Annotated in this window: 21 protein-coding genes and 2 tRNA genes; 15 read left to right on the top strand and 8 right to left on the bottom strand. The window is 51.7% G+C overall.

Going from position 1 to position 21,023, the window contains the following annotated elements; all coding sequences use genetic code 11:
* The first annotated feature begins 18 nt into the window (after nt 1–18).
* Nucleotides 19–1,326, top strand: coding sequence for a histidine--tRNA ligase (hisS, locus tag MVC73_RS10280; protein WP_297510775.1), 1,308 nt, complete (start codon nt 19–21; stop codon nt 1,324–1,326).
* Here hisS and MVC73_RS10275 read toward each other — a convergent pair whose 3' ends face one another.
* On the bottom strand, nt 1,327–1,875 hold the full coding sequence (locus tag MVC73_RS10275) for a hypothetical protein (protein WP_297510695.1): 549 nt from the start codon (nt 1,873–1,875) through the stop codon (nt 1,327–1,329).
* Between the two features lie 129 nt (nt 1,876–2,004).
* Here MVC73_RS10275 and MVC73_RS10270 point away from each other — a divergent pair, with 129 nt between their 5' ends.
* The 10 genes from MVC73_RS10270 (at nt 2,005) to MVC73_RS10225 (ending at nt 12,709) form a co-directional block, all read left to right on the top strand.
* A complete protein-coding gene (locus MVC73_RS10270; protein WP_297510693.1) occupies nt 2,005–2,301 on the top strand; it encodes a hypothetical protein in 297 nt (98 codons plus the stop codon).
* A gap of 58 nt (nt 2,302–2,359) precedes the next feature.
* Nucleotides 2,360–5,101, top strand: a complete 2,742-nt coding sequence (alaS, locus tag MVC73_RS10265) for an alanine--tRNA ligase (RefSeq protein WP_297510772.1) — start codon at nt 2,360–2,362, stop codon at nt 5,099–5,101.
* Between the two features lie 104 nt (nt 5,102–5,205).
* On the top strand, nt 5,206–6,003 hold the full coding sequence (locus MVC73_RS10260) for an ABC transporter permease (RefSeq protein ID WP_297510691.1): 798 nt from the start codon (nt 5,206–5,208) through the stop codon (nt 6,001–6,003).
* Between the two features lie 9 nt (nt 6,004–6,012).
* Nucleotides 6,013–7,011, top strand: a complete 999-nt coding sequence (locus MVC73_RS10255) for an ABC transporter ATP-binding protein (RefSeq protein WP_297510689.1) — start codon at nt 6,013–6,015, stop codon at nt 7,009–7,011.
* Between the two features lie 79 nt (nt 7,012–7,090).
* Nucleotides 7,091–8,542 carry a radical SAM protein gene (locus MVC73_RS10250; RefSeq protein WP_297510687.1) on the top strand — a complete coding sequence of 484 codons (1,452 nt, stop codon included), beginning with the start codon at nt 7,091–7,093 and terminating at the stop codon, nt 8,540–8,542.
* A 147-nt stretch (nt 8,543–8,689) separates the two neighbouring features.
* Nucleotides 8,690–8,869, top strand: coding sequence for a hypothetical protein (locus MVC73_RS10245; RefSeq protein ID WP_297510685.1), 180 nt, complete (start codon nt 8,690–8,692; stop codon nt 8,867–8,869).
* 78 nt (nt 8,870–8,947) lie between these two features.
* Complete coding sequence (locus tag MVC73_RS10240; protein ID WP_297510683.1) at nt 8,948–10,465, top strand: ABC transporter permease subunit; 1,518 nt, start codon at nt 8,948–8,950, stop codon at nt 10,463–10,465.
* Between the two features lie 4 nt (nt 10,466–10,469).
* Nucleotides 10,470–11,390: an ABC transporter permease subunit gene (locus MVC73_RS10235; RefSeq protein WP_297510681.1), complete on the top strand. Its 921-nt coding sequence runs from the start codon at nt 10,470–10,472 to the stop codon at nt 11,388–11,390.
* A 5-nt stretch (nt 11,391–11,395) separates the two neighbouring features.
* Nucleotides 11,396–12,313, top strand: a complete 918-nt coding sequence (locus MVC73_RS10230; protein WP_297510769.1) for an ABC transporter ATP-binding protein — start codon at nt 11,396–11,398, stop codon at nt 12,311–12,313.
* Nucleotides 12,314–12,343: 30 nt separating this feature from the next.
* A complete protein-coding gene (locus MVC73_RS10225; RefSeq protein WP_297510680.1) occupies nt 12,344–12,709 on the top strand; it encodes a hypothetical protein in 366 nt (121 codons plus the stop codon).
* Here MVC73_RS10225 and MVC73_RS10220 read toward each other — a convergent pair.
* Both MVC73_RS10220 and MVC73_RS10215 read right to left on the bottom strand, forming a co-directional pair.
* Nucleotides 12,684–13,436, bottom strand: a complete 753-nt coding sequence (locus MVC73_RS10220; RefSeq protein WP_297510678.1) for a Nif3-like dinuclear metal center hexameric protein — start codon at nt 13,434–13,436, stop codon at nt 12,684–12,686. The two genes, MVC73_RS10225 and MVC73_RS10220, sit on opposite strands and share 26 nt — an antisense overlap.
* Nucleotides 13,433–14,836 carry an ATP-binding protein gene (locus MVC73_RS10215; RefSeq protein ID WP_297510766.1) on the bottom strand — a complete coding sequence of 468 codons (1,404 nt, stop codon included), beginning with the start codon at nt 14,834–14,836 and terminating at the stop codon, nt 13,433–13,435. Before MVC73_RS10215 ends, MVC73_RS10220 begins: the two co-directional genes overlap by 4 nt.
* A gap of 98 nt (nt 14,837–14,934) precedes the next feature.
* Between MVC73_RS10215 and MVC73_RS10210 the strand changes: the two genes are divergently transcribed.
* On the top strand, nt 14,935–16,704 hold the full coding sequence (locus tag MVC73_RS10210; protein ID WP_297510676.1) for a tRNA uridine(34) 5-carboxymethylaminomethyl modification radical SAM/GNAT enzyme Elp3: 1,770 nt from the start codon (nt 14,935–14,937) through the stop codon (nt 16,702–16,704).
* Here MVC73_RS10210 and MVC73_RS10205 read toward each other — a convergent pair.
* Both MVC73_RS10205 and MVC73_RS10200 read right to left on the bottom strand, forming a co-directional pair.
* The gene (locus tag MVC73_RS10205) at nt 16,701–17,432 is read right to left on the bottom strand and encodes a potassium channel family protein (RefSeq protein ID WP_297510673.1); all 732 of its coding nucleotides are present in this window, start codon (nt 17,430–17,432) and stop codon (nt 16,701–16,703) included. The genes MVC73_RS10210 and MVC73_RS10205 overlap by 4 nt on opposite strands.
* 48 nt (nt 17,433–17,480) lie before the next feature.
* Nucleotides 17,481–18,047: an HdeD family acid-resistance protein gene (locus tag MVC73_RS10200; RefSeq protein WP_297510670.1), complete on the bottom strand. Its 567-nt coding sequence runs from the start codon at nt 18,045–18,047 to the stop codon at nt 17,481–17,483.
* A gap of 115 nt (nt 18,048–18,162) precedes the next feature.
* Between MVC73_RS10200 and MVC73_RS10195 the strand changes: the two genes are divergently transcribed.
* Genes MVC73_RS10195 through MVC73_RS10185 form a run of 3 tightly spaced genes read left to right on the top strand, consistent with a single transcriptional unit; the run spans nt 18,163 to nt 19,743 of the window.
* The gene (locus tag MVC73_RS10195; protein ID WP_297510668.1) at nt 18,163–18,684 is read left to right on the top strand and encodes a YkgJ family cysteine cluster protein; all 522 of its coding nucleotides are present in this window, start codon (nt 18,163–18,165) and stop codon (nt 18,682–18,684) included.
* Nucleotides 18,685–18,704: 20 nt separating this feature from the next.
* Nucleotides 18,705–19,202, top strand: a complete 498-nt coding sequence (locus MVC73_RS10190) for a hypothetical protein (protein WP_297510667.1) — start codon at nt 18,705–18,707, stop codon at nt 19,200–19,202.
* A gap of 40 nt (nt 19,203–19,242) precedes the next feature.
* The gene (locus MVC73_RS10185) at nt 19,243–19,743 is read left to right on the top strand and encodes a hypothetical protein (protein ID WP_297510664.1); all 501 of its coding nucleotides are present in this window, start codon (nt 19,243–19,245) and stop codon (nt 19,741–19,743) included.
* 303 nt (nt 19,744–20,046) lie between these two features.
* Here the strand turns inward: MVC73_RS10185 and MVC73_RS10180 are convergent.
* The 3 genes from MVC73_RS10180 to MVC73_RS10170 form a co-directional block, all read right to left on the bottom strand.
* Nucleotides 20,047–20,124 (bottom strand) — tRNA-Ile (locus tag MVC73_RS10180).
* Nucleotides 20,125–20,134: 10 nt separating this feature from the next.
* Nucleotides 20,135–20,212 (bottom strand) — tRNA-Glu (locus tag MVC73_RS10175).
* Between the two features lie 72 nt (nt 20,213–20,284).
* Nucleotides 20,285–21,022 (bottom strand): sulfite exporter TauE/SafE family protein, encoded by a 738-nt coding sequence (locus tag MVC73_RS10170; RefSeq protein ID WP_297510661.1) that lies wholly within the window; start codon nt 21,020–21,022, stop codon nt 20,285–20,287.
* Between the last annotated feature and the right edge of the window lies 1 nt (nt 21,023).

Below are 21,023 nucleotides of genomic sequence, written 5' to 3'. Positions count from 1 at the left end.
TTTATTTGGGGGATGGAAATGAGACTTGAGCGGGTTAAGGGAACGAGGGACTTTTTACCAGAGGAGATGGCGAAGAGAAGGTGGGTATTCGAGAGGATACGCGAGACCTTCGAGCGCTACAACTTCCGCGAGGTTCTCACGCCGACCTTCGAGTACACCGACCTCTTCAGGCTGAGGAGCGGTGAGGAGGTCGTTAAACAGCTCTACGCCTTCCTCGATAAAGGCGGGAGGGACGTCTCGCTGAGGCCTGACATGACCTCAAGCGTTGCGAGGCTCTATGTCAACAGGTTCCAGAACGCGCCGAAACCGGTGAAGTGGTACTACATAGCCAACATGTTCAGGTATGAGGAACCGCAGAGCGGCCGCTTTAGGGAGTTCTGGCAGGCGGGGGTTGAGCTCATCGGGAGCGATAAGGTTGAAGCCGATGCCGAGGTTATAGCGCTCTTCGTTGAGAGCTACCTCGCGACGGGTTTGGAGGACTTCACGGTCAACATCGGCGACCGCGTTCTCCTCGACGAGTTCGCCAAGATGCTTGGCGTTGGGGACGACATAGGCCTCATGAGGCTCATAGACAAGAAGGACAAGCTCTCAAGGGAGGATTTTATCGGGGCGTTAAAAGAGTTCGGGCTGAGCGATGAAGGCCTTGAAAGGGTTCTCTCGCTGGTTGAAATCAAAGGGAAGCCTGATGAAGTTCTCCCGATGGCGGAAGAGCTCTTCGGGAGCGAGGAAGCCAAGAAGGAGATAGAAAGGCTCTACGAACTCGTTGACCTTCTCGATGCTTACGGCGTCTCCAAGTGGATAAGGATTGACCTCGGAATAGCGCGCGGTTTCGACTACTACACGAGTGTAGTCTTCGAGGCAATAGCCCCGAACGACCTCGGCATAGGCTCCATTGGCGGTGGCGGAAGGTACGACAACCTGATAGAGGTCTTTGGGGGGAAGCCAACTCCAGCAACGGGTTTCGCCATAGGCCTTGAAAGGCTAATCCCAATACTCGAATGGAGGGGCCTGATCCCTGAGCCGAAGCTCAAACCTGAGGTTTACGTCATCCCGATAGGTCAGGAGAGGGTCGTTAGGAAAGTTGCTATAGAGGTCGTTACGGCCCTAAGGGAGGCCGGCATTGAGGCGGATGTTGAGCTTATAGGTAGAAAGCTCAGGAAGGCCCTTGACTACGCTGGAAGACTCGGCGTTCCCTTCGTCGTCCTCATAGGAAAGAGAGACCTCGAAGGAGGCAAGGTAACCGTCAGGGACATGGAGAGCGGTGAACAGAAGGCGGTGGAAATTGAAAGGGTCGTTGAGGAGATTGCCGAGCGCCTTGGCCTCTGATTAATTTACCCAGTGCCCGTCCTCGTAGACTGCAACGTCCGGCCCTGATACTGGATAGGCCGTTATGACCTCGTAGTAGGTGTAGCCCCGGTAGTATTCCCTTTCAAGGACGACCTTCATCCTGCTTATTCCATATTCACGGTACTCCCAGTAGGGAAGGTAGTAGGTTATCACAACTTTGTCACCGTGGAAGCGGGCATCACCGTATTCTATGGTATCCTCGATTAGGTAGACCATGTCATAGCCGTCCATTGTCTCGGGAAGGTGGCGACCCTTGACGTGCTGGCCGAGGGGATAGAAGGTAGTCTCGTACTTGTAGTCCATGTCATATCCGAGCACGTGCCGGTTCCAGACATGCTCCTGTGCCCAGTCGGGGAAGTAGACGTAGTGGCCGTAGAAGGTCGCGTCAAAGTAGTAGGTGGCGGCGTAGGTGAACTCCCAGTGGTCTGTACTGAGGGAGGTTGCCGAGGCCTGAGCCTGAAGGGAGATAGCTACTAGGCCAAGAACAAGTACAAGGATGTATTTTAGCTGGTGTCTCATGGATAACACCGCTCATCATAGCACGCGAGTTTTTAAAGGTTTTGTGGGGCAAAGTATAAATGACTCCATAAGAACCCGGTTGGGATGATGAGTCTGGAGCCCCCTGATTGATGAGGATGTTTCGCGGGGCTGACCGGTATGATAAAGGAAAGGCTGTGTCGGGAATACATAGAGGAGATAGACAGGCTCGAACGCTCCATCAGGGAGCTTGAGGATGAACTTATTGAGCTCAGGATGCAGCTTAGGATGAAGGTTGAGGAAGCCACCGACCTGAGCGTCGAAAACGCGAACCTGAGGCACAAGGTTGAGATGCTCAAGCGCAGACAGGACGCCATACTGGAACTCCTTAAGAGGTTGAACCTCCCGGTTGTTGTGGTTGACGGGGAGAAGTTCGAAGATGTTGACCTTGACCTTGGACCGGACATAAGGGATTAGAAAACCTTAATTAGGTTCTCCCTGTTCTTAGTTTTAACTGGAAAAGGTGGTGGTTCTCATGAGCATGGACATGACTACCAGGATGTTTAGGGAAGAGGGATGGATTAGGAAGCGCTGTCCGAAGTGTGGCAAGTACTTCTGGACGCTCGATCCCGAGAGAGAGACCTGTGGAGACCCGCCCTGTGACGAGTATCAGTTCATAGGAAAGCCCGGGATACCGAAGAAGTACACCCTAGATGAGATGCGTGAAAAGTTCCTGAGCTTCTTCGAGAAGCACGGTCATGGTAGGGTTAAGCGCTACCCGGTTCTGCCGAGATGGAGGGACGATGTTTTACTCGTTGGAGCCAGCATAATGGACTTCCAGCCCTGGGTCATAAGCGGTGAAGCAGACCCACCTGCAAACCCGCTCACCATAAGCCAGCCCTCGATAAGGTTTACGGATATAGACAACGTCGGAATAACCGGCAGGCACTTCACGATATTCGAGATGATGGCGCATCATGCCTTCAACTACCCGGGCAAGCCGATATACTGGATGGACGAGACTGTTGAATTAGCTTTTGAGTTCTTCACCAAGGAGCTCAAAATGAAGGCAGAGGACATAACCTTCAAGGAAAACCCGTGGGCCGGCGGAGGAAACGCTGGTCCGGCTTTCGAGGTGCTCTACCGCGGTCTTGAGGTGGCTACGCTCGTCTTCATGCAGTACAAGAAGGCCCCAGAAAACGCCGACCCGAGCCAGGTGGTTGAGATAAAGGGTGAAAAGTACGTTCCGATGGAGACAAAGGTCGTCGACACCGGCTACGGTCTTGAGCGTTTAGTATGGATGAGCCATGGCACTCCAACGGCTTACGACGCTGTCTTAGGCTACGTCATTGAACCCCTCAAGAAGATGGCCGGTGTGGAGAAGATAGACGGGAGAATCCTGATGGAGAACTCCAGATTAGCTGGGATGTTTGACATCGAGGACATGGGGGATTTGCGCTATCTGAGGGAGCAGGTGGCAAAGCGCGTTGGCATAAGCGTCGAGGAGCTTGAGAAAGCTGTGAGGCCCTACGAGCTCATCTACGCCATAGCGGACCATACCAAAGCTTTAACCTTTATGCTCGCTGATGGGGTGATCCCCTCAAACGTCAAAGCGGGTTATCTCGCAAGGCTCCTCATAAGGAAGAGCATAAGACATCTTAGAGAGCTCGGCCTTGAGATTCCGCTGAGCGAGATAGTTGCGATGCACATAAAGGAGCTCTCGCCAACGTTCCCCGAGTTCAAGGAGATGGAGGATGTAATCCTTGACATAATCAACGTCGAGGAGAAGCGCTACCAGGATACGCTGAAGAGGGGAAGCGACCTTGTGAAGCGCGAGATAGCGAAGCTCAAGAAGAGGGGAATTAACGAGCTCCCGCTGGAGAAGCTCATTCTATTCTACGAGAGCCACGGCTTAACCCCTGAGATAGTGGCTGAGGTTGCTCAGAAGGAGGGAATCAAGGTTCACATACCCGACAACTTCTACACTCTCGTCGCCAAGCAGGCCGAGAAGACCGAGAAAAAGACGGCAGGAGAATATGTGGTGGACTTCGAACTAGTCAAGGATTTACCCGACACGAGGACGCTCTACTACGAGGACCCTTTCATGAAGGAGTTCGATGCTAATGTCCTCAGGGTAATCGATGATTGGGTCGTGTTGGATAAGACGGCCTTCTATCCGGAAGGTGGAGGCCAGCCCTACGACACCGGTGTTCTGGTTGTCAACGGTGAGGAAGTCAAGGTCACAAACGTCCAGAAGGTCGGAAAGGTCATCCTGCACAAAGTCGAGAGACCGGAGCTCTTCAAGGAAGGGACTAAGGTTCACGGAAGGCTCAACTGGGACAGGAGAATCCAGCACATGCGTCACCACACCGGAACCCACGTCCTTATGGGCGCACTCGTCAGGGTTCTCGGAAAACACGTCTGGCAGGCCGGTTCACAGCTCCACACCGACTGGGCCCGCCTAGATATATCCCACTACAAGCGCATAACCGAGGAGGAGCTGAGGGAGATAGAGCGCCTTTCCAACAGAGTTGTGATGGAGAACAGGAAGGTCACTTGGGAGTGGCTCCCGAGGACGGAGGCGGAGCAGAAGTACGGCTTCCGCTTATATCAGGGTGGAGTCGTCCCCGGAAGGGTTATCAGGGTTCTCAGGATAGAGGACTGGGACGTTCAGGCCTGTGGTGGAACGCATCTGCCCAACACCGGCCTTATCGGGCCGATAAAGATTCTGAGGACGGAGCGCATACAGGATGGCGTGGAGAGGATTATCTTTGCCGCTGGAGAAGCTGCCGTAAACTGGATGCAGGAGACCGAGAGAATACTCAAGAAGACCGCCGAGATATTCCGCGTTCCCCCGGAGAAAGTTCCGGAGACGGCGGAGAGGTTCTTTAACGAGTGGAAGCAGGCCAAGAAAGAAGCCGAGAAGCTGAGGAAAGAGCTGGCGAAGCTCCTCGTCTATGAGCTTGAGAATGAAGTCGAGAGGGTTGGCGAAATAGAGTTCATCGGCAAGGTGGTCGGGAGAACAATAGATGACCTCCGTGAAGCTGCAAACAAGCTCAGGAAAGATAAGCGCGTGGTAGTTCTCATCACCAGAGAGGGCCACTTCGTCGTTGCAGTTGGCGATGGCCTTGACCTCAAAGCGGGAGAGCTCGCTAGAGTAATAACCTCCGTTGCAGGCGGCGGTGGCGGCGGAAGGAAAGAGCTTGCCCAGGGAAGGATAAAGAACCCGCTGAAAGCTGAGGAAGCCATTGAAGAGGTGAAGAAGAGGCTCGGCTGATTGCCTGCGAATTTACATTTTTTCTGAAAGCCTTGCCCACCAATAGAGCGAGGTAGATATGCGATATTCTTTTAAATTCTCTATTCTAACGTTGACTGGTTGGAATGAGGGACGGTGTTAAAATAGTCCGGGAGTTCTTCAATGTTCAGAGAGAGGTCTTTTTCAGCTACCGCTGGGACGTGGTAAGCTACCTGATAGGCCTTCTAATCCAGGTTGCAGTCATGGGAATATTCGCCAGTTTGGTGACCATAAACGCGAACATCGAGCAGTACGGAACTAACTCTTTCCTTCAGTTCTTTCTGATAGGCTTCATCGTGCACAACATAATATTCCTTCCGCGCGGTAGCCTTTCCAAGCTCCTGATTGGGAGGAGCTTTCCGATGCTATATGCCTCCCCCGCTGGAATGGTAGCGGTCTTTGTAGGAATAAATGCCTGGAATGTCGTCTGGAGCCTTATGATAATGGGCCTAATAACGGTAGTCTTCGTTCTCTTCTACGGCTTAGTTATTCACCTCAACCTCGGTGCCCTGCTAGTTATCCTTGCTGGCTTCACCCTCACATTTGCCCTCGAACTTTTTTCGGCGGGCTTTCGGACTGCCACTAAAGCGAGGCAGGATCCTGTAAACTGGTTCCTCAACCTCACCTCCCAGCTCGTGAGCGGTCTTTACTTCCCGCCCGACGCGCTCCCCTGGTGGCTCCAGCCTATTTCCAAGATACACCCCGAGAGGTACATTCTTGAGATGGCCAGGCTGACGATGGGCGGGGGCTATTCAGTGTCTCAAATCTGGCCGAGTTTTGTGAACCTTATCCTAACTACCGGTATTATGTTTTTAGTAGGAATCGCCACGTTTAGGTGGGGCGTTAGAAAGGCGATGCAGCTTGGCACATTGGGTCACGTGTGAGGTGGTTGGATGATTGAGGCAGTTAACCTGACCAAGTACTATCCACCTCCTTTTGGGGGCTTCTTCGATCTGGACAGTCTCCGTGATTTTCTCGGAAGACCCAGGGAGGAGATTCCGGCCCTCGTGAATCTTAGCTTTCAGGTGAGGGAGGGGGAGATATTCGGCCTCCTCGGTCCCAACGGTGCGGGAAAGACGACCCTCTGTAAAATCGCCAACGGCCTGCTTGAGCCGAGTTCTGGAAAACTGCTCATCGACGGCCACGACAGCTTTAGGGAGCACGGCAAAGTTGCGAGGGAGATGTTCACGGTTTTCACTGGCGAGAGGGACATGTGGGGGGTATTCCAGTGGCGCCTGAGCGTTTACAGGAACCTTCAGTTCATCGCGAGGCTGTGGAAGGTTCCCGAGGCTGAGATGGGGGAACGCATAGAGTACGCCCTCAAACTGCTGAACCTGTGGGAGAAGAGGAACGAATGGTACCAGAAGCTCTCGGCCGGAATGAAGCAGAAGGTTTACATCGCCTCCGCACTAGTGGTCAGGCCGAAGTACCTCATACTCGACGAGCCGACGGTTTTTCTCGATGTGATAACCAAGAGCGAGATACATGACGCAATAATGACCCTCGTTCAGGACTTTGGAACGACTGTTATCCTCACCACCCACGACCTTCAGGAGGCAGAGAAGCTGAGTGACAGGGTTCTACTCTTCAACAAGAGGCCCATCCTTGAGGGAAAGCCTGAGGAGATAAGCAGGAAGCTCAGGGTTCCAGTTGATAAAAAGGTCAGTGCGATTGTGAAGGGAAAAGTTGAATGCAACAGATGGCATATGGCTCGGTGTCTTACCAAAGGGAACTACACTCATGTCACGGCCTATCTTAAAATCAATGAGGTGGATGAGTTCGTGAGGGTTTTATCCTCAAAGGGTGCCATGCAGATTAGAGTTGAAGAACTATCACTTGGGGATGTGTTTTTGATTATTTTTGGTCGTTTTGATAGAGTAGAAAAACTTTAATACTCTATTGTTTTACAAATGAATAGAAAATCTTATAAACATTAACTACAGTTTTTTTTTTCGGAGGTGTTAGAGTACAATGTCTGGTGACGTGAGACCGGAATTGCACACCTTCCACGTTGGTGGCAAGTACTTTGTTCTGCATTCACCTACAGGAACCCTATTTGAGGTCGATAAGAAAACCTATGACTTCTGCAGGTTTGTGGCAGAGTTGGGCTGGGGTGATGGCAAGGATCGTTTTGTAAAGGAATACTCTACATCTGACTGGGATTCTTTGATAAAGGAGATTAAATCTGATGAAGATCTCCGTCGCGTATTCTATGAATCTAAGCCACCCGTAAAGCCATATCTCGGAATCATAAAATCCAAGATTTCGTCCATTTCCCTTAACGTCATGGAAGACTGCAACTTTGCTTGTGTTTACTGTTATGGTGATGGCGGTACTTACCACACTCCCAATACTAGAATGAGTCCAGAAGTTGCTAAAAAGGCCATTGACCTGCTAATGAGAGAGGGGAAGAAGGTCGTTAACATTCAGTTCTTTGGTGGCGAACCTTTGTTGAACTTTCCGCTGATTCGGGAGCTGGTTCAATATGCAAAAGAGAAGGCTAAAGAACACGATAAAGTTGTTACCTTCAGCATAACAACCAACGGTTATCTCGTCACAGAGAAGGTCATTGACTTTTTCCTTGAGAACAACTTCACGGTGACTCTAAGCTTTGATGGCCCTAGAGACATTCAAAATAACAACAGACCTCTACGTGGGGGATATCCAACCTTTGATGTTGTAGCGAGGAATGCAGAGAAGATGCTTGAGCGTGGCGTTAAGGTTAGCATCCGCGCAACGGTTCTGCCAGAGCAGCTTGATAGATACTATGAGATTTACAGATTCTTCGTTGATTTTGGTTTCAGGAGCGTTCATCTTGAGCCAGCTACCACAAGTACACCACTGACTGAGAAGCATGCTAAACTCGTTGAATCTGCCCTCGAAAAGATAGCGAAGGACGAGCTTGAACACTACAAGGAGAAAGGAATCGTTTACACAAAGCTCCGTGAGATGGTTCACATGATTTACTCCGGCACCTACCGCCATTATCCCTGTGGTGTTGCCAGGAGCTACTTCGGGGTTTCGGCGGACGGGAAGATGTATCCCTGCCACAGGTTCGTTGGAATGGAAAAATTTGTGGTTGGTCACGTTGATGATTTCAGGTGGGAGAACGAGTTCATTCAGAAGATCCTTCACCATACTGTGGACAAGAGACCAAAGTGTTCGAGCTGCCCGATAAGGGCTTACTGCGGCGGTGGCTGTATATACAACAACCACTACTACAACGGTGACGTGTTTCTCCCCGACGAGTTCCACTGCTCCTATATGTTTGCTCTCGTGAGGTGGGGTTCCTGGCTTTACTCGAATCTTGACGAAGACTGGTTGAATAAGGTCTTCTCACGCTCACCCCTGGGAGGGGTGAGGGCCGAGGAGTCCGATGAGGCCAAAACCCAAAAACCAAAGGAGGTGATAGCAGGTGTTTAAGAAGTTGAACGCAGGTGGCAACCCGGTGGAGCCACAGTGCTTTGTTGATATTGACTGTGGTTCTAGAGACCTAAGTTGTCTGTTGATAGATATTTGCACCTCAGAAAGCCCGTGTACAATTATAGATGTATAAGGAGGTGAAAGAAAATGTTCAAGAAGTTAACCAAGAATATCAATCCAATTGAACCTCTATGCATAACTAGTGACAACTGCAACAGTGACAACTGCTACATTGAGTGTGCATTTGGAGAAGGCTGTGAGATGACAGACACCGGATGCTTCTGGGACTGGGGAGGAGATCCTGATTGCCAAGTGATTGATATTTGACACACTCGCTTTTTTATTATTTCTTTGTGGAGCAGGTTTATTATTTAAATTATTAGCTAGCTCTCGGAGGGTGGTACTGTGAAAAAACAAGTAAACTCCTCTACAATCTTTGTAATGTTCCTCTTCCCGGCCATAGCGGTCGAGATAGACGTTTCCAGATTTACCACTCACTATCCCAACATATCCTCCGAAGTGCTCGGTCACCTGATAACCGCCGACTTGCTCGTCAAATGGCTTCCGAATTTCATCAAGTTCCTCTTCATACCAGTCCTGTTAATAATTCTCCTCCCGCGCTTCGGCTCGGACTTCGAGAGGGGGAGCGTCATCTTGATGGTCTCAAAGCCCCTCACGAGGAGGCGCTATTTCCTAAGCTGGGCCTTCGAGGGGTTAAAGCTTGCTCTAATTTTCACCCTAGGGATTGCACTCTCGGGAGCGCTTGCAATGCTAGCCCACAGCTTCGAAGTTAAAGACTATCTCGTAGGCTCCCTTGCCCTTTCGCTCTCGCTGGTCGGCGTTGTTGGAATCGCCCTGCTCCTAATCCCCCTCGCTACTTCCCGAGATTCCGGGGTCTTCCTCGGGCTTGGGGCGTTCGTTGTTCTCCTTCTCCTCGGAAAATCCGATTACTCGTTCATTCCGACGGTTTACCTTGAGAGGGCTGTTTCAATCGGCGAGAGCGTTTCTGTCTCCCATAAGGCCGTTGGACAACTTTTGGCTGTTTTCGTTCTTCTGTCGCTCGTCGGGATGGAAGCCTTCCGGAGGAGGGAGTTGAGGGGTCCTGAGTCTATTGCTGTCCCTGGTTTTTCCTTCTCCCCCCGCGGGCTTTACGGCGTTTTCCTCGGGCTGAGCCTTCAGAGCAGGCGCTTCATTGCTTTCCTCGCTCTGACCACCATGACAGCATTCTTTAACTTTACCATGCTCGGGGATTACCACTCAGATTTCGGTATTCCGGGCCTTTTGAATGCCGTAATCTCGGCCCTGAACGGCGTTTTCTTGCCCTTCGTGGTTCTGCCCTTCGGGGCGCTCTCGATCGGCTCGGCAATTGAGAACGGCACCGTCAGGGTTCTCCTGAGCAAGCCGATGAAGAGGAGAGACTTTTTCCTGGGAACGCTCCTCAGCGATACCCTCGCGGTCTTCATTGGAACTGCTTTCTACGCGGCCCTTATCGTTGCCTACGCCCTGCACTTAGGTGCTCCCTTAGGTAGAACCCTCGAACTCGGCCTTGCCTTTGGTTCCCTCCTTTTCCTCTCGCTCCTCCAGTATCTGGCCCTCGGCTACCTTCTCTCGGCCTTCATGAGGGGGAGAAAGGCACTTCTCCTCTCGCTGGTTCTCGCCTTCTTGCTGGGCTTTGTAGTCCCAATAGCCTTTGTAACTACGTTTGGGCACTCGGGAGAGCTCGCCCGGAGGGCACTGTACGTCCCAGCTCCCTCGGTTCAGTACGTTGCCCTTAGCTCTGCGCTCTCTCAGAAGCGCAATCTTCCTCCTGCTGGGATAGATAAGATTTTAAACCATGAAAGTAACCTGGGCATGCTGATCATTCCAACGTTTGCTTACTTGACCATTACGTGGCTAAGGTTTAGGAGAGCAGACCTGAGGTGATAGCATGTGGGGGTTTGAGCTTGAGATGAAGAAAGGCCTTCGAACGAAGAAGTTCTGGCTGATACTGGTTTTGATTTTGCTGATCTACGCAATGGCCTTCAGGGAGGTAAAGGACAACCTCGAAGGGGCCTCTGATCCCCAGGGAGTCCTCCTGACGAGCCTAATCGGCTACATAGCCGTCAGTGCGTTCCTCTTCATAGGAGTATACGCCCTCATGGCTGGAGCGACGGGGATTAACTCCGACCTTGAAAACGGAACCATCAGGGTGGCCTTAAGCAAGCCCCTTGGTAGGGTTTCCTACCTGCTCGGCAAGTTCCTTGGCCAGAGCGTCAGCATAGTGGTTGCGATGGTCTTCGCAACTCTTCTCTCCTTTGCCATAACAGAGCATTACGGCCTCTCCCTCAGCGGAAAACTCGTCTCGGACCTTACGCTGGCCAACGGTTTGGTTCTCCTGGCCATGCTCCAGCTTTTAGCGCTGGGTTTACTCATTTCGACCTTCGTCCGCTCCTCCAACACCGCTTTGGGGCTGGCTCTTGTTATATTTTTCCTCACGGGTCTTGTGGCCCCTCAGATCGTTGATAGATGGGCGGAGGACAGGGTCGATAAGGAGTTCGGGCTCCACGAGAGGGGAGACTTCGCGAAGCTCTCCCCCGAGCAGAGAACGGCCTATCAGGAGCGCCTCGACGAGCTTTACAGGGAGTATCACCTGAAGTACCTCTTCTACGTCCCGCAGGTGCTCATGCTGGACGTTATCAAAGACGTGGAAACGACGAAGTTCAGCCCCGACGGCACGTATACCGTCGAATACCTTGGGGTTAAGCATGCCCTCTCACAGAATCCAGCTCAAACTGGAGTTATAGCGGGTCTTATCCCCGTTTACCTCGTGCTGGCCCTCATCAGGTTCAGGAGGATGGACTTGAGGTGATGGTGATGCTCAGGATTGAGAACCTCGTTAAGGTTTACAAGGACGTTAGGGCCTTGGATGGATTGAATCTTGAGGTTAAGTCGGGTCAGGTTTACGGTTTCCTCGGCCCAAACGGTGCAGGCAAGAGCACGACGATTCTCAGCACCCTTGGCCTCATCTTTCCTCAGGAGGGGAGAATAGAGCTTTTCGGCGAGGAGGTCTTCAGGGACGGGGAGTTTAACGAGGCTAAACTAGTCAAGGTTAAGGCCAGAATTGGTTACATGCCCGAGAACGCCACTCTTTGGGATTTCCTAACGCCAGCTCAAACGCTGGATATAATCGCTGATGCGTTTAAAATCCCGAAGGCCGAGAGGGGGAGGAGGATTAACGAGCTCCTTGACCTCGTCGGTCTCAAGGATGTAAGGAACAAGAAGGTGGGCAAGTTCTCGAAGGGAATGAGACAGAGGCTCCTCCTCGCTCAGGCCTTGATCAATGACCCCGAGCTTTTGATCCTCGACGAGCCGATGAGCGGTCTTGACCCCAAGGGCATTGCAGAGTTCAAGGAGATTATTAGGGAGCAGAGAAAGGCCGGCAAAACTGTCTTCTTCTCAAGCCACATTCTGGCTCACGTGGAAGAGGTCTGCGATACTGTTGGAGTGATTGTCAGAGGCAAACTCCGATTAGAGGACAGCATTGAGAACATTAAGCGCGAGTTCCTGAGGAAAGCGGGTTACACAATAATCATTGAGACAAACAGGCCCGTAGATTGGAGTTCCGCTAAATGGAACGTGACTCCCCTTGGTGAGAACAAATATCGTGTCGTTGCTCCTGAGGATGTTAGGGAGGAGTTGCATGATCTCGTGGCTTTGCAGGGGGCGAAAATACTCACCATGCAGGTCAAAGAGCCAAGCCTAGAGGAAATATTCCTGAAACTCGTCGAGTAGTTTTTAACCCCAACTCTCCTTTTTTATTAGGTGTCCAAAATCAAGGTCAAAACCCTAACGCGGGAAATCATCGCGCTCTCAGAGCAACTTGGCCTGAAGGCCGTTCCCGAGTACAGGACAGGAGACGGCACGAGGATAGACGTTGCGATTCTTAAGGATGGAGAGAAGCTCCTCGCCATCGAGCTGGAGGCATCTTTCAAGTGGTTTCCTCAGAGGCTTCTCTACGACGTTGTCAAGGCTCACCGAGCCGGCTTTTCCGAGCTCTGGGTAGTTTCCAACCTCAACTCAAAGCCGGGCTGGATTATGGACTACGCCGACGAAATTGGAATGGTGTTGAGGATTTTGAAAGAAAAAGAAGTTATGGGGGAGCTCAAAGCCCTGTCGGCTCGTCTATGAAGAACACGTCAAGCCCAAAGCGCTCCTTCAAAAGCTCCATGAGGGCCTTAACGCCCAGCGTCTCAGTCTTGTAGTGGCCCGCAACGAGGACGCTCTGGGGAAGGTCGATCGCCGTCAGATAATCCGCGTGGCCAAACTCACCGGTTATGAGCAGGTCAATCCCCTTCCTCCACGCCTCTTCAAGTGCGAACGCCCCGGCCCCACTGACCGCTCCAACGGTTTTAATCTCGCGCTTCCCGAACTCGTAGGTCTTAACGGTCGTATCGAGCTTCTCCGCTATTATCTGGGCCACCTTCTCGATTGGCTGTGCCTCCTTAAACTCCCCCCAGAAGCCTATGGAGAGGCCCTTGTACTCTCCGAAGGGGCCCTTTGGCTCAAGGTCGAGGAGCCTCAAAAGTCCAACGTTGTTCCCGACCTCTGGGTGGGCATCCAGTGGGAGGTGGGCAACGTAGAGGTTTATCCCGTTCTCGAAAAGGGCCTTTAAGCGCTTGTAGTGTATCCCCGTTACGTAGTTCAACCCGCCCCATATCATGCCGTGGTGCACAACCAGCATGTCGGTCTTCCCTTTAGCGGCCATTCCGATTGTTCTCAGCGTTGTATCAACGGCAAATGCAACGCGCTCGACTTCTTCCTTTCCTTCGATCTGGAGGCCGTTGCTGGACTTGTCAGAGTAGGCCGAAACCTGGAGGTAATCGTCGAGGAAGGCAACGAGTTCGTCGCGGTTCATCTTCCACCCTCCAGCAGGTTTTTGATTTTCTCTTCATCGAGGACTATAACGTTTTCCGGTATGTTCTTGAGCTTTCTCGCGATGATGAGGTAGTGAACTTCACCCTTCCAGCCCGTTAATTCCACCTTCTCCTTTAGTTCTTTAAGGAGCTTCTCCCCGTCCTGCGCCCGCTTTCTCCATTTGCACTCCCCGAAGAGTGCTCGTTTTCTTTCGGCGTCAAGGGCTACGATGTCAATCTCATAAACTCTTCTCCTCCCACTCTCGCGGTAGTGGCCCCAGTGCCTCCCCACGACCACAGGCTTAAAAGGAATCTGATCCTCGGCGAGCCTTAGGAGTTCACGGCAGGTGAAGTCGAACCTTTTTCCAACGTAGTCGGAAAGGTTTCTCTTGACGTCCTCCCACAGCTTTTCCCTCTTTAGTTCATACTCGCTCAGCCTCGGGTGGATGAACCTGAACCAGAAGTTCAGGAACGGGTGCTTGATGTAAAGAATGCTCCCCTTTCCGAGGAGTGCTCTGTCGTAGTCAACCAGCTTGAAGTAGTTCACGAGCTCGTGGAGTTGCCTCGTTATTGATGTCTCTTTTCTGTTTAAATAGCCCGCTATCTTGGCCGGCGAAGTTGCCCCGTTGGCTATGGCTTCAAGGATATCGTAATAAAGCCCGGAGCGCTTCCCGAACTCCAGTGAGAGTATTCTTGGAACTTCCTCTTCGAGGGGAGCTGAATACGAAAATATAAGCTCCTCAAGAATTCTTTCCGCGTTCTCGCCCTCTAGCCCCTCGTCTTCAATCGCCACCCAGTACCGGGGAAAGCCTCCAAAGACTGAATGTAGAACTATGAAATCATCGATGTTCTCAATCCGAAGTTCTTTTGCCATCTCGTAGCTCCCCCCGATGTCGAGGGGTTCAAGGTGGAGCTCCCTTTTTATCCTTCCATAGAGCGGCTCCTTTGAGTCCTTGAACAGCTTCTCCATCATTCCAACCGTTGAACCTGTAAATACCATCAGAAGGTTTTTTCTGTTCTCGTTTTCATCTATGAAACGCTGAAGGGTTGGATAAACGGCCGGTTCGACGAAACGGAAGTCCTGAAACTCGTCGAAGGCAATTGTTCCCTCGAAGCGCTCGAACAGGACTTCAAAGAAGTCATTCCAACCCTTCAGTTCCTCCCTCTTCCCGAGCACTCCCTTCTCTTTTAGTATCTCAGAATATTCTCTCAAAAGGGAGGGGGAGCTTTTCCCCCTGTTGACGAAGAAGTAGAGGTCTCCCTTCCTTAAAAACTCGCGCAGAAGTCTCGTTTTTCCGACTCTCCTAAGACCGTAGATCGCCACAGTGTACAGCTTTTTTCGGGAGCGTTCTCGGGCTTTCTCCAGCAATTCAATCTCCCGCTCCCTGTCCACGAAGCGCATTTTATTCACCAACTGAATTATTCACTAAGTGAATATAAACTTTGTTCACCGGCAAACCCTTTTAAAACCCAGCCCTACATCGAGCGAGAGGTGTCGTTATGGGCGAGTTTGAGAAGGCGGTCGAGGAGATAGCGAGAGCCGTTTTAGCTGGCGAGATAAAGAGCAGAGAGGAGCTCAACCGCTACAAGATAGTCGTTTCTAGGAAGTATCACCTGTCGAAGATTCCAGGTAACTCCGACATACTGAAGGCCATTCCAGAGGAGGAGCGCGAGCGCTTTAGGGATCTCCTAAAGAGAAAACCTACCAGAACCATAAGCGGAGTCGCGGTAGTTGCGATGATGACAAAGCCGTTCCCCTGCCCTCACGGGCGCTGCATCTACTGCCCCGGCGGGCCGAGCGTCGGTTCTCCCCAGAGCTACACCGGGAAAGAACCTTCAGCTTTAAGGGCCGTTCAGAGCGCCTATCATCCTTACATCATCATGATGCGTCGCCTTAAACAGCTCACCGACATAGGCCACGACGTCGACAAGGTCGAGGTGATAATCCAGGGGGGAACGTTTCCAGCCGTTGACCTCGATTACCAGGAGTGGTACGTCAAGTGCGCTTTCAAGGCGATGAACGACTTCCCGTACTTCAGGGACATAGAGAACCTTGAGGACAAGCTCGTCAGGCTGATAGTCAAGGGAGATACCTCCGTTTTGCAGGAAGACCCCAAGTTCAGGGAAGCATGGGGGAGAACCCACAGGAAGCCATACTACTACCTTGAGGACGAGCAGAGGAAGAACGAGAAAGCCAGAGTCAGGATGGTCGGTTTAACTATAGAAACAAGGCCAGACTGGGCCTTTGAGAGGCAGATAGACAGGATGCTCCGCTTTGGAACCACGAGGGTGGAGCTGGGCGTCCAGACGATTTTCAACTTCATCCACGAGAGAACGAAGAGGGGCCACGGAGTTGAGGAGATAGTTAAGGCCACCCAGCTTTTGAGGGACGCTGGTCTTAAAATCAACTACCACATAATGCCCGGTTTGCCCGGGAGCAACTTCGAGAGAGATCTCTACACCTTCAGGACGATATTCGAGGATTCCCGCTTCAGGCCTGACATGCTCAAGATTTACCCGACGCTTGTGACTGCTGATGCACCCCTTTACGCGTGGTACAAGGCCGGAAAGTACAGGCCCTACACTACCGAGGAAGCCGTTGAGCTTCTCGTCGAGGCCTACAAGTATTTTCCCAAATGGGTCAGAGTGATGAGAATCCAGCGCGACATCCCTGCGAAGCTCATAGTCGCTGGAGTTAAGCACTCGAACCTCGGCCAGCTCGTCTTCAACGAGCTGATTAAACGCGGTATAAGGCCAAGGGAGATACGGTTTAGAGAAGTCGGCCACCAGATGCAGAAGTTTGGAGTTGAGCCCGAGGTGGAGCACATAGAGCTCCTCCGCGAGGACTACGATGCGGCTGGCGGGAGGGAAATCTTCCTCAGCTTTGAAGACGTGAAAAACGACGTCCTCATTGGCTTTCTCCGTCTGAGGATTCCGAGCGAGAAAGCCCACAGGAAGGAGATAAACTGCTGTCCTTCAGCCATAGTCAGGGAGCTCCATGTTTACGGCCCGCTCGTGCCAATAGGCGGGAAACCGAGGTATGAGTGGCAGCACCGCGGTTACGGCAGGGAGCTCTTGAGCGAGGCCGAGAGGATAGCTCGCGAAGAGTTCGAGGTCAAGAAAATGCTCGTAATAAGTGGAGTTGGAGTTAGAGAGTACTACCGCAAGTTCGGCTACAGAAAGAACGGCCCCTACGTCGCGAAAAGGCTCGATAAAAGTTACGCGGACTACAAAAAGAGCGGGGAGTTCGATGCGCATCTGAACACTTAAGCCGTTGCCATCATTTCCTCCTCTGTCTTTCTTAATTCCGCTTTCTTGACAGCCTCTTCGTGCTCCAGGTCACCCTTTCTCCCTTTAACCCTCTGGGAGAGCCTTAATAGGGCTTCTTCTGGCCCGTAGCATACAAGAATGTCTCCGGGAAGTATGACAGTGTCCCCTTTTGGCGCGCCAAGGTAAACCTCACCTTTCTCTGTCTTGCGGTATATCCCAAGCACAAGGATCCCTTCTTTGTCGAGTTCAAGCTCCCTTAGACTCTTGTTTGCGAGCCAGCTCCTTTTTCTGACCTTTATCTGGGATATGGAATATCCTCTCGTTATGCCGAGGAGCTGGCTGTAGTCGTAAACCCTAAGCTGGGGGAAAGCTTTAGCTAAAAAGCGCTTTATCCATCTCCTCATCCAGCGTTCAATCCTCTTGGATGTAAAGATGAGGTAAAGGATGAGCAGGCTCAGGCTGAGGATTAATATTGAGGTGATAGCCTCGTTCCTGCTCCTGCCGGCGAAGGTCAGAACGAGTGTGGCTACGGCAGAAGTAATCCCCGCGCTCCCCAGAAATATTAGAATCCTGATTATCTTCCTCCTGACAGGGTGAGAGACGACGTATTCACTCTCGCTCGTCGTGAAGCCCGTACCCGAGAAAGCCGACTGTGCCTGAAACGAGGCGACGTCCTTGGATAGGCCGGTCATTTCAAGGGCTATCGCCCCTATTCTGACGATGATCATTGAGAGCGTTATAACCAAAATAAGGGAAACGAGGGCTATCAGTGGGCTTCACCCCCCGGATGGATTTCTCTGTTCTTTGGTGTACTCCGTTTTTGCACTTAAAGCTATCGCAATGAAGTTAAGCCCGCTCATTATCAGGTCAACGGACACGAAGAGCCCAACCGCCCAGAGGCTTGACCAGGGCCACTGGAGGACTATAAGCACACCCAAGAGCATCGTTATGACTCCAGAGATGCTCACGAGCATCCACTGGTTAATGTTGGTGTTCTGAAATGCCACTGCAATCCTCAGTGCCCCAATAACTATTAAGGACACCCCTAGGATGAGGGTTAGGACCGCTGTGGCAAGGAGTGGGTTCTCCATTGTGGCGATACCCGCTAGGACATAGATGGCCCCCATCAGGACGTGCAGGGTTCTGCTCTTCCATTCTCTTGCCTTCGTAAGTCCCTGGAGGAACTGAAGTGTACCGGCAACGAGCATAAACGCTCCGAATATTGCCACGCTTGTTATTGTGAGGAGGGGCAGTATCATCAGGCCGGCAAAGCCCAGGGTTGTGAATATTATTCCTAGACCCAGCATCCATACCCAGTTCTTTCCAACTTCCCCGTAAGGCATCTTTGTTCACCTCCTTATTTTTACCTAAGGTAATTTTAACATCTTTAAAAAGTTTTCTGTGTAGAAGTAACTAAAATTTCGGCAGATTTATAAGTGTCCCCTCCGATTTTGGACTATGCGCTTCAGACCAAGGCCGTTCACGAAGCCAGTAGGATTTAGGTGCCTTTTCTGCCTCGACTGCTGCCGCGGGAGGCACGTCTACCTGACATTAAGGGATATTGAGAGAATCGCGCGGAAGGGTCATGACCCCCAGGACTTCGTTACGTTCTCGGTCGAAGGTGACAAAATCCGCTTCGTTATGTCAATACGAGAATGGGATCTCGGTTGCGTCTTTCACGACCCGGAAACAGGGAAGTGCAGGATTCACTCGGTGAGGCCACTCATATGCAGGATTTATCCCTTCATGGTCTCGCGGAAACCGCTCGGCATCGAGGGCGAGAGGCCCTTTGAGTACAAAGGCCAAACACTGTGGCTCTACTACGACGAGAGCTGTCCGGGGATAAACGCCGAAGGACCAGAAACGACGATAACGCCGGAGGAAATAGCTGAACTCGGCATCGAGTTCGAGAAGGAGCTCAAGGAGACCGACATGGACGGCCTCGTGAGGTTGATCAACGATGGCGAAAGCTATATTTAGGGATTCCGTTATCTGGCACCGTGATGCCTGTGAGGGACAAGATTCTAGCAGGAATTTTCATCTTTCAGGCCCTCTTCAACATGTTTGGGATGGGCTTTCCGGGCTTCATAATAGCCGATTCCTTCATCCCAAGACCCTTCTACAAGAGACTCGACTGGACGGGGCCCTATCTGGTCGTCATTTACTTCCTCCTTGGGATAGCGAGCCTTTTCTACCTCACGGTTCCCGAGAAGACCGGCAGGGGGAGGGCACTTGGATACACCTACTTCACCGCTGGTGTCCTTGGTTCCCTGATGGGGGCCAGTATTCTCGGCCTCGGCTCAGGAAGGCCCGAGTGGTTCATCATAGCCTTCCTCCTCACGTGGACGCTTTCATCTCTCCTCGGGATTCTGGTTCTCAGGAGGGTTGAGGGCCTTGAGCTCTGGCTGTCGGCTTTGGCGGTTATACTCCTCCTGATATCGGCCCTTTTCTCAACGTCCGTCGCCCAGTGGGCCGTTGAAGGCTACTACAACCACTGACACCGAATAAGCTTTTAAGCTTCTCACCCAATCCGGGTCGATGGAGGGGTTAAGGTATAGAAGGGCCTCAGCCTGGGAGTACGACCTCATTCTTAGGGAGGCCGAGAAGTACGGCGAGCTCATGCATCACACCTTCGCCGTCGTTGAGGGTCGCTTTAGGGACGTTTATGCGGTGAATGAGAGGCTATGGAAGGAGATAGAGAGGCTTAAGCTCAAGCCCTACGCCTACGGCACATTTGTCGGCACGATAAAGATTGACAACCTCGTCGAGAAGTTCTATCCCAACGTTGAGTTCTTCTACTTCGTTAATGTTGAGAAGAACTATGCAGTCCTAACTTCAAAGGCGGGCTTTCTCTTCACCACCGGGAAGGACGTTCCGAGAAGCGGTGTGCGCTCTTATAACTGGCAGGGAACGAAGAAGCTCGTGATATACGACGAGAACGGAATAATCCTCGGCATAGGCAGGATAAACCCTGAGAGCAAGAAAAAGTTCATCCTCAACGTCACCGACATCGGTGAATTCCTGAGGAGAAGGCGGTAGGGTTCTGTCTTTTTTGGAAAAAGCTTCACCAAAAGTTTGTGGTTCTTCTTAAACTACCAGTTTAAGGGGATTCCATTTAAAAACGCTGGAATGAATCTTGGATTCTCCTTGTTAATTCGCTTTTTATTGGGAGTTCAACTTTAATCGACGCCCGGAGTGTGAGGAAAGAGAACTCCTTGAGAGGGCAATAGTGGGGGAATTCACTCTCAAAACAGCTCGTGAAAGGAATCAACTCGCGCTTTGGCATTATCAAAGAGAACCACGAACCTTGATCAAACTTTTGCTCGGCAAAAGTTTGTTTTCTGGTGGGCCCGCGGGGCTTCGAACCCCGGACCTCCCGCTTATCAGGCGGGCGCTCTGACCAGGCTGAGCCACGGGCCCAGGAGAAGTTTGGTGCCCGGGCCGGGATTTGAACCCGGGTCGCGGGATCGAGAGTCCCGCATGATTGACCGGGCTACACCACCCGGGCGCTTCCGGGATTAGGACTGAGAGAGTATTTAAAAAGTTTTCGGTAAAATAAATTGTGTGATTTGTTTTCTTTTTATCCCTTAAACACTATCAGAAGCCCAATCACCAGAACTATAACGTTTATCGCCCGTTTGAGTTTCTCTCCCGTAGAATTCCTGTTAACATGAGTCCCGAGGTAAACCCCGGGAATTGTTCCCAGAATTAGGAGAAAAGCCAGACCGTAGTCAACACCGTTAAGACCGGCGTAGTTGAGGAAACTCAGTCCAGAAAGTGCCAAACCATAAACTATAGTCACGCCAACGACATCTCTGGGCTCTAACCGGGCGATATTCATCAGCGTGAAGCTCACTATCACCCCTGCCCCAACGGATGTGAACTGGACGGTTAAACCCACGATGAATCCGAGGAGATAAACGTAAGCCCACCTCGGTCTTATCGGGACATGGATTTCCCCTTTGAGGAGTCCCAAAATTGCGCTTGTTATCAGGATAGTCCCGAGGAGAACCGTGAGGTACTCGTTGAGGACTTCCTTGTCTATCCAGCGGAGGAGCAGTCCACCTAGAATCACCGCGGGAACGCTCCCGGCGAAGAGCCTCAGTGCTATGTCGTACCTTATCCCGCACTTCCTTCCGTGAAAGAGTACCCCGAAGATCCTCGTAACCGTTGCATAAAGAAGGTCGGTACCCACCGCTACAACGGGCTCGACACCGAGGAATATAAGGGAAGGCGTCATTAAAGCACCGCCGCCGACGCCGGTGAGGCCGACGAGGAAGCCCACCAGAAAGCCCAGCCCGATAAAGGTTGGATCCAAC

Source organism: Thermococcus sp. (genome assembly GCF_027052235.1).
Classification (GTDB): Archaea; Methanobacteriota_B; Thermococci; order Thermococcales; family Thermococcaceae; genus Thermococcus.
The sequence above is the reverse complement of the archived record's forward strand: the minus strand, read 5'-3'. Positions and strand labels throughout refer to the sequence as shown.